This is a genomic window from Dawidia cretensis, from assembly GCF_018598175.1.
GTDB classification, from domain to species: Bacteria; Bacteroidota; Bacteroidia; order Cytophagales; family Cyclobacteriaceae; genus Ohtaekwangia; species Ohtaekwangia cretensis.
In genome coordinates this window covers 83,218-96,145 of the sequence record NZ_JAHESE010000026.1, presented here as the reverse complement: position 1 = coordinate 96,145, position 12,928 = coordinate 83,218, and the positions used below count along the sequence as shown (strand labels likewise).

The 12,928-nt window shown below is 50.8% G+C and carries 15 protein-coding genes; 5 read left to right on the top strand and 10 right to left on the bottom strand.

Translation table 11 applies throughout. From position 1 onward, the window contains the following. Nucleotide 1 precedes the first annotated feature (1 nt). Nucleotides 2-466, top strand: a complete 465-nt coding sequence (locus tag KK062_RS21505) for a hypothetical protein (RefSeq protein ID WP_254086416.1) — start codon at nucleotides 2-4, stop codon at nucleotides 464-466. 73 nt (nucleotides 467-539) lie between these two features. Here KK062_RS21505 and KK062_RS21500 read toward each other — a convergent pair whose 3' ends face one another. From KK062_RS21500 to KK062_RS21485, 4 genes are read right to left on the bottom strand one after another with little or no spacing between them, the layout of a single operon-like run. Then, nucleotides 540-1,400, bottom strand: coding sequence for a ChaN family lipoprotein (locus tag KK062_RS21500; RefSeq protein ID WP_254086415.1), 861 nt, complete (start codon nucleotides 1,398-1,400; stop codon nucleotides 540-542). A gap of 21 nt (nucleotides 1,401-1,421) precedes the next feature. Further along, complete coding sequence (gene folB, locus KK062_RS21495) at nucleotides 1,422-1,787, bottom strand: dihydroneopterin aldolase (protein WP_254086414.1); 366 nt, start codon at nucleotides 1,785-1,787, stop codon at nucleotides 1,422-1,424. After that, a complete protein-coding gene (locus tag KK062_RS21490; protein WP_254086413.1) occupies nucleotides 1,784-2,581 on the bottom strand; it encodes a DivIVA domain-containing protein in 798 nt (265 codons plus the stop codon). Before KK062_RS21490 ends, folB begins: the two co-directional genes overlap by 4 nt. Nucleotides 2,582-2,593: 12 nt before the next feature. After that, nucleotides 2,594-3,505 (bottom strand): WD40 repeat domain-containing protein, encoded by a 912-nt coding sequence (locus KK062_RS21485; RefSeq protein ID WP_254086412.1) that lies wholly within the window; start codon nucleotides 3,503-3,505, stop codon nucleotides 2,594-2,596. Nucleotides 3,506-3,568: 63 nt separating this feature from the next. On the opposite strand from KK062_RS21485, the gene KK062_RS21480 reads away from it, so the two are divergent. Both KK062_RS21480 and KK062_RS21475 read left to right on the top strand, forming a co-directional pair. Beyond that, entirely contained in the window at nucleotides 3,569-4,198 is a 630-nt protein-coding gene (locus KK062_RS21480) for a 4'-phosphopantetheinyl transferase family protein (RefSeq protein ID WP_254086411.1), read from the top strand. Further along, complete coding sequence (locus tag KK062_RS21475; RefSeq protein WP_254086410.1) at nucleotides 4,195-4,758, top strand: redoxin domain-containing protein; 564 nt, start codon at nucleotides 4,195-4,197, stop codon at nucleotides 4,756-4,758. Before KK062_RS21480 ends, KK062_RS21475 begins: the two co-directional genes overlap by 4 nt. Nucleotides 4,759-4,826: 68 nt before the next feature. Here the strand turns inward: KK062_RS21475 and KK062_RS21470 are convergent, their stop codons facing one another. The 3 genes from KK062_RS21470 to KK062_RS21460 form a co-directional block, all read right to left on the bottom strand. Further along, nucleotides 4,827-5,240, bottom strand: a complete 414-nt coding sequence (locus tag KK062_RS21470; protein ID WP_254086409.1) for a Dabb family protein — start codon at nucleotides 5,238-5,240, stop codon at nucleotides 4,827-4,829. A gap of 66 nt (nucleotides 5,241-5,306) precedes the next feature. Next, nucleotides 5,307-5,696 carry a VOC family protein gene (locus KK062_RS21465; protein ID WP_254086408.1) on the bottom strand — a complete coding sequence of 130 codons (390 nt, stop codon included), beginning with the start codon at nucleotides 5,694-5,696 and terminating at the stop codon, nucleotides 5,307-5,309. A 101-nt stretch (nucleotides 5,697-5,797) separates the two neighbouring features. Further along, nucleotides 5,798-6,205: a GNAT family N-acetyltransferase gene (locus KK062_RS21460; protein ID WP_254086407.1), complete on the bottom strand. Its 408-nt coding sequence runs from the start codon at nucleotides 6,203-6,205 to the stop codon at nucleotides 5,798-5,800. Between the two features lie 285 nt (nucleotides 6,206-6,490). Here KK062_RS21460 and KK062_RS21455 point away from each other — a divergent pair, with 285 nt between their 5' ends. Both KK062_RS21455 and KK062_RS21450 read left to right on the top strand, forming a co-directional pair. Further along, a complete protein-coding gene (locus KK062_RS21455; protein WP_262899282.1) occupies nucleotides 6,491-8,947 on the top strand; it encodes a TonB-dependent receptor in 2,457 nt (818 codons plus the stop codon). Nucleotides 8,948-8,991: 44 nt separating this feature from the next. Next, nucleotides 8,992-10,236: a DUF4374 domain-containing protein gene (locus KK062_RS21450; RefSeq protein ID WP_254086405.1), complete on the top strand. Its 1,245-nt coding sequence runs from the start codon at nucleotides 8,992-8,994 to the stop codon at nucleotides 10,234-10,236. A gap of 29 nt (nucleotides 10,237-10,265) precedes the next feature. On the opposite strand, the gene KK062_RS21445 is transcribed toward KK062_RS21450, so the two are convergent. The 3 genes from KK062_RS21445 to KK062_RS21435 form a co-directional block, all read right to left on the bottom strand. After that, nucleotides 10,266-10,739, bottom strand: a complete 474-nt coding sequence (locus KK062_RS21445; protein ID WP_254086404.1) for a GNAT family N-acetyltransferase — start codon at nucleotides 10,737-10,739, stop codon at nucleotides 10,266-10,268. Beyond that, complete coding sequence (locus KK062_RS21440) at nucleotides 10,736-11,737, bottom strand: zinc-binding dehydrogenase (protein WP_254086403.1); 1,002 nt, start codon at nucleotides 11,735-11,737, stop codon at nucleotides 10,736-10,738. Before KK062_RS21440 ends, KK062_RS21445 begins: the two co-directional genes overlap by 4 nt. Before the next feature lie 82 nt (nucleotides 11,738-11,819). After that, nucleotides 11,820-12,896 (bottom strand): branched-chain amino acid aminotransferase, encoded by a 1,077-nt coding sequence (locus tag KK062_RS21435; protein WP_254086402.1) that lies wholly within the window; start codon nucleotides 12,894-12,896, stop codon nucleotides 11,820-11,822. Nucleotides 12,897-12,928: the final 32 nt, after the last annotated feature.

Genomic DNA, 12,928 nt, shown 5'->3' with positions numbered 1-12,928 from the left:
CATGAATATACATACGCTAATAACAACCCTGATACTTTTTGTCAGTCTCTCCGCTTGCTATGAAGAAGATGACAACGACAAGGTGCTCTTCGACCGTGCCGCTCCCGGCAAGGGTTTCTACCCGGTCTCTGGCAATACGTTCACAAACCTCAACAATCCTACCAACACCACCTGGCGTTACGCCGGCGGCTCCGACCTCGCCCTGGAGCTGGTATACTGGACGGAAGACCGTGTAAAAGAAGTAAATATGTACGCTACCCTTGGCACCGGCCCCCGGGAAAAAGTATACGCTGGCCAATATGCGGAGATTGCAGCTTTTTCAAGAATGAAGTCTGCCGACACCCTTATTCTACGGTACACTGTGCCAACAGTCGCCGCAGAAACAACGATTAAACTAGAAATGGAAATTATAAATGAAAATACGTTGACACTCACCAGAAGCCGCAACGTCACTGCCATTCCTTAGCCGGTAAGCTTAAACAAAAAAGCAGTAGTTGCTCATTTGGCAACTACCGCTTTTTCTATAGATTGTGATCGAACTAATACGTTTTCGTCATATCCTTCGGAATGGCAATAATAAAATCCGCTGCCCCACGATTCTCATTTTCCAGATCATCGATCGAAGCTTGCTCTACAGAGTGAATCGTTACAATCTTCAAGTCCGGCGCAGCCTTCTTTAAATACCACACAATGCCTTCAAAATTCCTGGAGTGATATGCGCCATGGTAGTGTAGAAAAAGTCCCTTCCGATTCTTTATGATAAAATGCGCCATCGTCGCATCTTTCACGGCTTGCGACTTCGCCATGTTGTCATTGGCGGGCGCGGCTGTGCCGTGTCCTCCCATCGACGCCATGCTCTTGTAGCCTGGTAAGGTAAGATCAATCTCGATCGGCAATGGTGCTATCCATCGCTTTGCGTCCTCCGGCAGGGACTGCAACGCTTCGATGCCCTTGCGGTATACCAGGTTGGCATAGCGGCGCGGTGGGTTCGTAGCGACGGCCGGGAGTTTCTTTTCTTTGGCGAACTCGATCAGCGGCTTGTAGTCAGTCTTATAGTTTTCCCATACTTTGGCTTCACTCAGCAGGTGACGCTCTTCGATTACGCCGGTGAGGTATTCATCCAGTACGATCTGGTCATCGGCTTCAAACATTTCGAGACCCAATGCGAGGTCGTTGCGTAGCGCATATAGGTCCTTTGCCACTTGCAGCTCGAGCCAGTGGTCCAGGGCATCGTCGTGTAGCTCGCCGAACAGCACGATGTCTGCCTTGGCGAGGGCCTTGATCATTTTGGTATAGTCTGTACCCTTGCCGTCTGGGGTAAATAGTTTATACGCAGGTTTGTCCTGTGCCCGGACCGTTGTGATGATCAGGAGGAGCAGGCAGGCGAGATACGTACGCATAGAAGAAAAAAATAAAGTCTGTTATTGGCCGCGGCGGCGGATCACGGTGACCGATGATCGCCGGCACTTGCCGCCGATGGGTGGGTTGAGCTTGGAGAGCTTTACCTCCACGGAGTTTGCCATCGACCATGTGTGTAAAACGTCGTTGGCTATTTTGGCCACGACGGTTTCCAACAGTTTGGAGGGTTTGTTCATTTCCTCCTGGACGATCCGGAAAAGGGTTTCGTAATTGACGGTGCCGTTCAGGTCGTCTTCGGCTGCTGCCTGACTGAAATCGGTGTCCACGGCGATGTCTACTTCGAACCAGTTGCCCGATTCGCGTTCATGGGGATAGACGCCGTGAAATGCATGGAACTCGAGCCCCTCGAGTGCTACACGTCCGATCATGCAATCTCGTCAAAGAAAGACTTCAGCACCTTTCTGGCAGGCGCTACGGTTACCGGTGTCGATTCTACCAGCACGGCGACGGGCTGTGGCTCGACAATGACCTCTTTCTCCACCCGCTGTACGACATGCTGGGTGCTGATCATCTGCTCGGTGTGCACGTGGGTGATCGCTGCTACGGGTTCGGGACGCAGGATCTTTTCGCTGTAGTTATTCGGGAAGGCAATTTTGCGGGCCTCGCGGCGTGCTGTCACCAGGTGTTGATCGGCATCGAATTCTTTGGTGTGATTCCGCGCACGTTCTACCCGCTCCAGTGTTTCGTTGCCCAGGCGCTTCAGATCAGCCATCAGGTCTTCGCGTGAAGACTCCAGCTTCTTATAGTTTTCTACCAGCATCTTAAGACGCTCTTCCATTTCGGCTACGATCTCTTTTGCGCGCTCGTCGGATTCTTCAATGGTATCTTTTGCCTTGGTCTTGGCTTCGTGCATGATGGCGTCTGCCCGCATCTGCGTTTCCTTCATGTGAAGGTCTGCCGAAAGGCGTGCCTGCTCGATGACGTTGGCGCCGGTATCCTCGGCGGTCTTGAGGGTCTTGTACAACGAGCTTTCTACTTCGCGCAGTTTGTTTACTTCGCGTTCGGTGGCTTCGAGCTTAATGCGGAGTTCTTTGTTATCGTCCTGGATGCGTTCCCATTCCTGTGAAAGCGTCTGTAAAAAACCGTTAACTTCATCGATCTGATACCCCCGGAAGTTCTTCTCGAACGTCTTCTGGCGTATTTCAAGTGGTGTTACTCGCATAAGTATATAAGTTTAAAAAATGATATTCCAGACTGATATTGTACGGTCGTCGCTTGCGCTGAGCAGCAGGTTGTGATGGTGTGTCCATAACACTTTGTTTACGGATGTGCCATGCCCCGCATGCCGCGACCGGTCAATGACCTTGAGCAGCTTTAACTCCTCCATACTCCACACTTTCAAGGACTTATCCATGCTACAAGTTACGAAATGTTTGTTATCCGGGCTAAAATCAAGGTGATTTATCGCATACATATGCGCTACGACCTCCGCCGCTTGCGCGTATCGGGCCTGGACATCCCACATTTTCAACCGTGCATCGCGCGCACCGCTCAGCAAAAAATGACCGTCGGATGTGTACCGGACGGTGAATACTGATTTTCCGTGCGCCTTCCATTCGTGCTTCAACTGCAATGCAGAATCGTAAATCCGAATGCTGTCGTCGCTGTACCCTACCGCCACATCACCGTTTACCGGATTCAGACTGATCGTTCGCGCGCTCTTGTCTGATGCCTGATGCCGGGCCACGATTGTGAGTGACGCCACATGTACCTTTAAAATCGTGCCATCGCCGGTGCCCACGTACACAAAATCACCGGATTGTTGTAAATCAAAGATGGCAGCCTTCGTCAATTGTAACGACCCGGTCTCTTTTTTATTCTCCCAGTCCAGCAAATGGATGCCTTCGTAGTTATGCCCTGCTACCAACTGGCCGGAGGCATGGTGGTACGTCAAGGCATAGACCGAGTTGGGCAGCTTGGCGATCAGCTCGCCGTTCTCAGGATCGTTCAGATCCCACGTCACCACCATGCCGTCGCCGGCACCGGAGAAAAAGCGCTGCGCCACGCCTGACCCCGCCAGGGTGTATACACAATCGCGATGACCCTTAAGGGTGTGCTGCTTGACGACTTCTATCTTTCCCTCCATCCTGAATTAAACGGCCAAAGTTCTAACTTTCGGGATGTTTTCTAAAAAGATGTCTGTAAAATAATGGGACTTGAAAAGATCGAGACAAGTCCCGGCCGCGTGCTGGCCCTGTGGCACATTGACGAAGACGAATCCACATTGGCCGCGCACCTGGGCGAACACGCCCCCGAAAACGTCACCAACGCGCAAAAACGGCTGGAATGGCTGTCCGGCCGCGTGTTGGTGAAAGAAGCTCTCCAGACCCTCCACCTCCCCTATCGCGGCATCGTCAAAGATGCCTTTGGTAAGCCTTTTCCCACTGGCCATGACTATCAGCTCTCGTTGAGCCATTCGTTTCCCTATGCCGCTGTATTGTTAGATGCTCATCAGTCTGTCGGCATCGACCTGGAGCAACCGAAAGAAAAACTGCTGCGCATTGCCCCGCGCATGTTTCACCCGACGGAGCTGGCCGACGCCGGCACGGATCTGATCAAGTTGTGCATCTACTGGTGCGCAAAAGAGGCGTTGATAAAAGTGTATGGAAAGAAAGACCTCACCTTCGCAAAAAGCCTGTTAGTGGCTCCGTTTTCGCGGAAAACCGACGGCGAGATAGTTGGCAGCATTATTGTCGATAACGAGGAAAGGGTAATACCTTTATGCTACACGGTCACCCCGGACTTTGTCCTGGTATTCAATAAAGCCACCACAATATGAAAAAGCTCATTTTCCTTTTTGCCGCGGCTGCAGCTTCTCTGGCGGTACACGCCCAGGAAGTAAAAGACTTTAGCCTTTTCAACGTCGCCAACGGCAAGACCGTATCCCTGAACACATACCCCTCCTGCGCGGGCATCGTGATTTTGTTTACCAGCAACGCCTGTCCCTACGATGAATATTACCGCGGCCGCGTTGGTAAGCTGGCACGCGAGTATCAGGACAAGGTGCCTGTCCTGCTGGTGAACTCACACAATGATCCCAACGAGTCGATTGACAATATGAAAAAGAAGGCAGCGGGTTGGTCGTTGCCTTACCTGGCGGATAAGGACCAGGTGTTGATGACTAGCTTGGGAGTTGCGAAAAGTCCTTCGGCTTATTTGTTGAAGAATAATGGTGGGAAGTTTATGTTGATTTACAGCGGCGCCATTGATGACAATGCGCAGGTGGAAGCCGACGTGCGGCATCATCATTTGAAAGATGCTATTGATATTATGCTGGCGAATCAGAAGGTTGCTACGACAGAAGTTCGCCCGGCGGGGTGTAGTATTCGGAAGAAGTAGGCTGTACTTAACGAACATAAAAAACCCCGGGTGGATCGCCCGGGGTTTTTGTTTTTTAGTAACCCTTTCTATTCTACATCAAGGGAGTCGTATACTATAACCTTCTCCCAAAGATGAGAGTACTCTTTCACGAACTTCTCGTGAATAGGGTGTACTTGATATACATTCTGCCCTTCCACATCATCAAAGAGGATCAACTCCGACGCGCTATAGCTGGCATCTACTACCGGGCGGAGCTCGGTGCTGGCGGGGACGCCAATGTGCAGGCTGCGCACCGTCTCAATCTTGCGCAACGTGCGCAGGCCTTCGAGTAGCTTGTTAAGGTCTTCTTTTGAGTCGCGGTTCTTCAGCCAGAAGAATACGTGATGCGCTAGTTGCTTTTTATCTTTTGCTTCCATAGTTGTAAGTGACATACCTGTGGCCACGCCGGCCGTCAGGACGACGGCGCTGGCGATGAAGGTTCTGCGGGTTTGCTTTTTCATGGGGATTAATTGTATCGATTACACAAGGTACAACATAACCGCCAACGACGGAAGTCCCCGCCGTTACTATTCGGTGATTTCAATCCGGTTGCCGTCGGGATCCAGCACCACGCTTTCATAGTACCCATCCCCTGTTGTACGCGGCTCGCCCACCACTTCATATCCATCGCCACGCAGCACTTCTGTCAGGCGATCTACCTCCCCCTTGCTACCCGTCGAAAGCGCAAAGTGCACCAACCCGGTAAACTGCTTGTATATATCGTTCTCGCTGGCGGGAATACCGGGCATTTGCATGATCTCCAGGCGACAGCCTTCACCAAAGCTCAGGAAGTATGACTCGAAGTTTTTCTTCGGATTGATGTACTTATCGTGGGCGCTTGCTCCGAAGTATTTCTCGTAAAAGGCGCGGAGTTTTTCCAGATTGTGTGTCCAGACGGCGATGTGTTCGATTTTCATTGTGTGTAGGTTAGTGCGTGCGGTTAATGGTTCGACAGTCTGAAGACTGCCATCAGCGTGGGTCCAAGTCGCCCTCCCTTCGGTCGGAAGACTTGAACCAGTTAGCGTGTGCGGTCGATTTTAAAGCAGTGCTCGTATTTTACCATCCCGATCTTCGGATAATAGTCGATGGCCTTGGGTGCGGCTAATAGGATCAGTGTAGTTTCTTCACCCGAGGCGATGTGCGTACGGCGAATCAGTTCCTTACCAATGCCCTGATGCTGAAACGCTTCGTCTACTGCCAGGTCGGAGAGATAACAACAGAAGGAAAAATCTGTCAACGCGCGTGATACCCCCACCAGCAGGTCACCGCTCCAGGCTGTAACCAGCACGTTGGCGTGCTCCAGCATACGGGCAACGCGATCGGGCTCGCTCACAGGCCGACGCTCGGACAAGGTTGATCGCTGCAGCACGTCAATGAATTCTACTGTTGTAATCGGGCGGTTGTCGTAGTACTCAATGTCTGCCATAAGCATAATGAAAGGGTTCAAATTGATGATTATTCACCTTGCTGTACACGTTTTTTTTGAAGCACGGTTTTGTTTGTACGGCAGCGCGCGTCAGAAAATTTACCTGGCAGCAACTGTACCCGCCAAAGGGTATGCCGCCTAACTCTAACAGGTGATTTTATCAAGATTTACACGCATTACTTTGCTTTTGGGGGTTCTGGAAATAATGTTTGCACTTATTTATAATCCTTCTAAACTCATCTCACCGAGAATAATCCTCCGCCTTCCCATGCGGACCAAAAAATAATGCTATTGAACAAAATTTTACACACAGTTTTTCTCTGTCTCCTATGCTTTGGATTATACGCGCAATCCCAAGAGACCGGTAACATTTCTGGAACAGTCATGGATTTATCGGGCAACCCGGTTCCTGGCACATCCCTTTTCGTTTCCGGCACGGCAGGCACTGGCACCATGTCGGATGAGAACGGTAAGTTCCTTATTAAAGGAGTAAAGACCGGCAAAATCAAGCTACACGTCACTGCTGTAGGATTTGCCGCGCAGACACATGAGCTCAAGATCGAAAAAGAAAAAACACTTTCATTCAATGTAACACTCACATCGGCAGAAACAGAGCTGTCCGAAGTTGTGGTCGAGGGGAAATCGGAGAACCAGGTAAGAATGGAGGAGATCAGAACGTCAGGCTTTCATACGAGTGTCATTGATCTCAAGACCTATAACAACATGACCACAGACGTCAACCAGGTATTAAAACGTACCGCAGGTCTGGTGATCCGTGAATCCGGAGGCATGGGATCGGACTTCACCTTCCGCATCAACGGTCTGGCGGGAAAGATCTACATCGACGATGTGCCGATGGATCAATACGGCAGCTCCATGACGTTGAACAACATTCCCGTAAACCTCGTCGACCGGATCGAAGTCTATAAGGGTGTTGTGCCGGCGCACCTCGGCTCAGACGCCATGGGTGGCGCTGTCAATATCATTACCAAACAGCGCACACGTAAATTCCTGGATATAAGCCAAAGCTACGGCTCGTTCAATACCCACCAGACGGCGATCACGGGGGGCATACGCGATAAAAAGACGGGATTAAAAGCCCGGGCAAGCGCATACTATAATTTTTCAGACAACAACTACCGAATGTATAGCGATCCTGAATACGACGTCGTACTGAACGTTGTCAGAAAGGATCCGGATGCAGCGTCGGATGTATACCGCTATGTTCCCATCGACAAAGCCCGGCGATTTCATGACCGGTACTGGTCGGTGATGGGCGAAATGGAAATCGGATTCGAGAAAGTGAAATGGGCTGACTGGTTTACGGTCGGGCTCACGTATTCGGAGAATATGAAACAGGTCCAAACGGGAGCAACGATCAATGCTGTACGGGGCGGAGCCTGGACAGAGAACCGATACATTATGCCGACGGTAAAGTATCGTAAAGAAAACTTCTTGATAAAAGGACTGTACGCTAACCTGTATGCCAATTATTCCCGAAGCACGGATAACATTCGCGATACCGCCAGGTATAATTATGACTGGGGTGGTACCTGGGTGGCCAATGCCAGCGGAAAACCCCTCGACGAGATCCACAACCGGTTGATCGATGACAGCTTCGTGGGGCGCGCTAACTTCAATTATGACCTCGACCAGGAACTGAACCACAGCCTCAACCTGAACTATACTTTCAGCACGACCAAACGCCATACCTACGACCTGATGCGGGCCAACCCGGACCAGATTGAGACGTCAGGGCTTCCCAAACGGTTGGGTAAACACATCGTCGGCTTGAGCTGGCAAGGACAGTGGTTCAATAAGAAATTGATCAGCGTGCTGTCGGTAAAGTACTACGGCATGGATACGCGGGTAGCGATCGATAACCGGGAATTTGACGAGACCGGTAAACCTATCGGCGGCGAGATCAACACCACCGCGAACCTATTCAACTATCCCAGTGGCTCCCTGGCACTGCGTTACCGTCTCACTCCAGAGCTGGGCATCAAAGCTTCGGTGGAGCGGGGGTATAATTTACCCGAAACTACATCACTGTTCGGAGATGGCCGCTTTGTCCTGGCTAACTACGACTTGACACCCGAACGCAGCGACAATTTCAACGCCGGTTTCTACTATAACCATTTCTTCGGTGACCATTTCATTAATATTGACGCCGCCGGATTCTATAGAAATTCAGAAAACTACATCCTCGCGCAGGTCCTGCCTGATAACATCTACTCGCAAAGCCGCAACTTCCCGGGTGTACTGTTATACGGTGCTGAAGCCGAAGTTAAATATGGATACAAAGACATTGTCAGTCTTTCCCTCAACGGGACATACGACAAGGCCATCGACAGCTGGAAGTACACCGACTCCACAAATTCCAAGCTTAGCCTCACGTACCATGAGCAACTGCCGAACCGCCCATGGGCCTATGGAAATGCAAACCTGAGCCTGGGCAAAAAAGACCTGATCGGAAAGGATACGCGCCTGCAGCTCAGTTACCTGTATCAAAATATTCACTGGTTTTATATGACGTGGGCAAAACTCGGACATCCGTCGAGTCTCAATTACGTACCCGCGCAAACTATTCACACCGTTATACTGACCTACAGCTGGAAAAAAGACATCTACAACATTTCGTTTGAAGCCCGAAACCTCACCGACGAACGCGCCTACGACAGCTTCAGGCTGCAGAAGCCTGGGCGGGCGTTTTACGTGAAGTTCAGGGTTTCCATTATGTGATCTCTAAGCATACTCTAATACTATCCAATTCTTAAAAACAAAACATGATAACAATGACTACCAAAGACCTGTTTAAAGTACTTCTAAGCGGTGCATGCGCCATGCTGTTACTGGCGTGTAGCGATACGCCCGATAACGTCGCGCCCGAAGACATAAAAAAATACGCGGTATTCGTGACAGCGGGTAACGCCAACTCGGAAGAGGCCTACTATACCCTTACGGTTGACGATCTGAATGAAGAAACGGTGATCAGCCCGGTGGGTTCCGGCATCGTAGCGGATGCAGATTTATACTGGGCGACGATTTATAGCGCGTACTCCAATGGCAATTTTTATTATACCATGGAGGGCAACTCCGTCAGTAAACGACGCCTCGAAGCCGGTAAATACAAGGAGATCGGCAACGTGGTGGGCGAGTCGAGCGCCTATGACCTGTTCATGATGAAGACACTCTTCAACACCAACGGCCTGAACTTTATCAGCTGGCAAACGACCTACAATGCCGATGAGGAAGTGCTGGAAAATAAGCTGTTTGTTGTCGACACCACCGGTGCCATGACGGTAAAGTCCAAGAACCCGATCAAATTTCCGATGCCCACGTTCGATATATACGACGAGGAGGGTAAATTAATTCCCAACGAGGAACTGTCGCTCACACCGTCGAGTTTTGCTGTACGCAACAACAAGTTGTTCATTGGCTACCATTACCATTGGCTTACCGAAGTGGATACGGCGTATATGCTGGTTTGTGATTACCCCAGCCTGGGCAATGTAAAGATTCTGAAAGATACGCGTCTGGGTCACGTATCGGGCTCCTGGTATGCCGCCTCGTCGAGCTTTACCGACGACAACGGGGACTACTACTTCACCACAGTCAACAATGATTCCCAATACGGCGTGTTGCGCATTAAAAGCGGCGCGACCGAAATCGATCCTACTTATGAATATGATTTGAAAGAGCTCGGAAATCTGGGCGCTGCTGCCGGTGATTATGCCGGCACCGATCATCATACATATTTAAAGAATGGACTGGCCTTTATAAGCTCTTACGTCATCGATGTGCGCAACAAAAAAGTAGTAAAAGATCTGAACAGCTTCGGACTGGGTACTGTCCAGAAGACCCTGGAAACCTATACCGAAAACAGTGGCAATGATCTGTACGTCATTCTAAAAACAGATGACTCCCGCTGGTTTATCGCAAAATACGATGTTGATAAAGGCACCTTGACGAAAGGCGCTGAAATTGATTCGGGTATTACCGCCGTCACTCGTATCAGCCGATTGAAGTAATAACTTCCTGGAATAGTAATCTCCCGGCGTTACGCAGCGCCGGGAGATTTTTTTTGATAGACGTTCGTCCTGCGGAGCTCCATATAACGTTCGGGAAATTCCAGCGGTCGGAAGCCGTACTGACTATACAGTCCCTGTGCATCGGAGGTTACCAGCACCATCCGTCGAAAGCCCTGCAGGGGCTCTGCTTCAAATATATACTGCATCAGTTGTTTGGAGAGTCCCCGGCCGCGATAAGCTTCGTCAACAAACACATCCCCCAGGTAACCAAAGGTGGCATAGTCGGTAACAAGCCGGGCAAAGCCAACCTGCTTACCGTCATGATAAATACCAAAACACAACGCGTTATCAATGGACCGTTGTACAATCTCCAGTGGAATGTGTTGCGCCCAATAGGAACGTTCTGAAAGGTATTGATGTATGTACGGTACGTCGAGACGTGCTCGGTCAGCGCTATAGACAAAGCCGTCGGCTATCAGATCAGGAAATACAAATGCACTCATGAGCCGATCTTCAATACGATCTTACCAAATTGTCCGCCTTGTTCTATGAGCTTAAATGCTTCTGCCGCCTGTGCCAGCGGATATACTTTGTCGATTACAGGCTTGAGCTCACGGCTCTCGATAAAATCGAGCATCGACAGAAACTCGTCGCGGGTGCCCATGGTCGTTCCATGTATGGAAAGCTGTTTCCAATACAGCAGGCGTGTGGCCACGTCTGTAATGTTTCCGGCGGTGCGACCGAAGTTCACGATGCGCCCGCCCGGCAGCGCCAGGTCAATAAACTTGTTAAACTGATCGCCTCCGGCGCTGTCGATAATGATATCAAAACCACCGGTCTCTTTTTGTGCCTGGGCGGCCCAGTCTGCTTCGGTATAAACAAATCCGCCGGCAGCACCGAGTGCTTTTGCCTTCTCGATCTTCTCACGTGAGCTGGACGTGACATACACCCGTGCCTGATACGCTACGGCAAATTGCAGCAGCCACAACGCGGCGCCACCGCCGATGCCGGTGATCAGCACTTTCTCCTTTGCACGCAATCGCGCTTTGGAGAACAACGCACGATAAGCAGTTAATGCTGACAACGGTATGGCCGCGCTCTCTTCGTTCGACAAGTGTACAGGTCTTTCAAAAATATACTTCTTGGATATGACCATGTATTCGGCAAAGGTGCCGTTGTCGGGGAAACCCAGGATGCGGAACTTGTCCCCCTGCACGATCGGGTTTGTGCCCCACTCCAGCGAAGGGTTGATCACCACCTCCGTGCCTATCAGAAACGGATCGGCATCCTCTCCTACATCCTCCACAATGCCACAGCCGTCGGAGCCGAGGATCACGCCGTCGGGGAAATTCTGTTCCTGCTCTTGTATTACCCACAGGTCGCGGTGGTTGAGGGCGGCGGCGTATAGCCGGATGAGTACCTGGTCTTTGACAGGCTTGGGTTTCTTCACATCGCCAACCTCCAGGGGTTGGTCTTTGCCTTTAAACAATAGGGCTTTCATATCGTATCAAAAAAAATCACTACCTGATCGGCCGGGTTGCAGCCGGTCAGGTAGTGATACGTTATTATACCGTAAAAAGTTATTAGCGTATCGGGATGATGTAGTTCCACTGGTGAATGTCAGCCTCAATCCCCATGCGGATGTTGTTGAGCTTCTCTTTCACACGCAACTGGAAGCTATTGGCGCCTGCTTCGGGGATTGCCAGGTCCTGACCTTTGATATTGATCAGGGCGATGGGCGCTACCACGGCCGCTGTACCGGTACCGAACGCTTCGGTCACGGCACCGCTTTTCAGGCCGGCTTCGATCTCGTCTATGCTTACGCGGCGCTCTTCGATCTTCATGCCCATGTCTTTGGCCAGGGTCAGGATGGTATCACGGGTGATACCGTCCAGGATGGCCGTGGTAAGCTTGGGTGTTACGAGTGTGCCGTTGATGACGAACATTACGTTCATCATGCCTACCTCGTCAATGTATTGGTGGTCTTTGTGGTCTGTCCAGAGGATTTGATCAAAGCCTTCTTCGCGGGCGATCTGTGTGGGGTAGAAAGCACCACCGTAGTTCCCGGCGCATTTGGCAAACCCAGTGCCACCTTCGGCGGTACGCACGTAGTGGTTCTCTACTTTCAGGCGGTAGGGCTTGGCCTGGTAGGCGGCTACGGGGCTGTTGATAATGATAAACTTAAAGTGATCGGCAACTTTCACACCCAGGCGTGCTTCGTATGCAAACATAAAGGGGCGGATGTAGAACGACGAGCCTTCGCTGGTTGGGATCCAATCTTTGTCGAGCTCGATCAGTGCGTGCAGCGACTGTACAAACATTTCTTCCGGTACTTCCGGCATACACATGCGATTCAGCGAACGGTTAAAACGCTGTGCGTGACGTGTCGGGCGGAAGATGTTGATATTTTTATCGCCGGTCCAAAACGCCTTCATTCCTTCAAAGACCGCCTGGCCGTAGTGCAGGGAAAGCATGGCAGGGCTCATGAGCATATCGCCGTACGGCACAATCGCAGGCTCATGCCACTTGCCGTCTTTGAAATCGGCCACGATCATGTGGTCTGCAATGTATTTTCCAAATTCCAGGTTGTTGAAATCAACTTCTTTGATTCTCGATTTCGAAACGCGCTGCACAGGAATAGAAGTCGTCAAGGTCGTCATAGTTCAATGGGTTATGAGGTGGAAATTTCTAA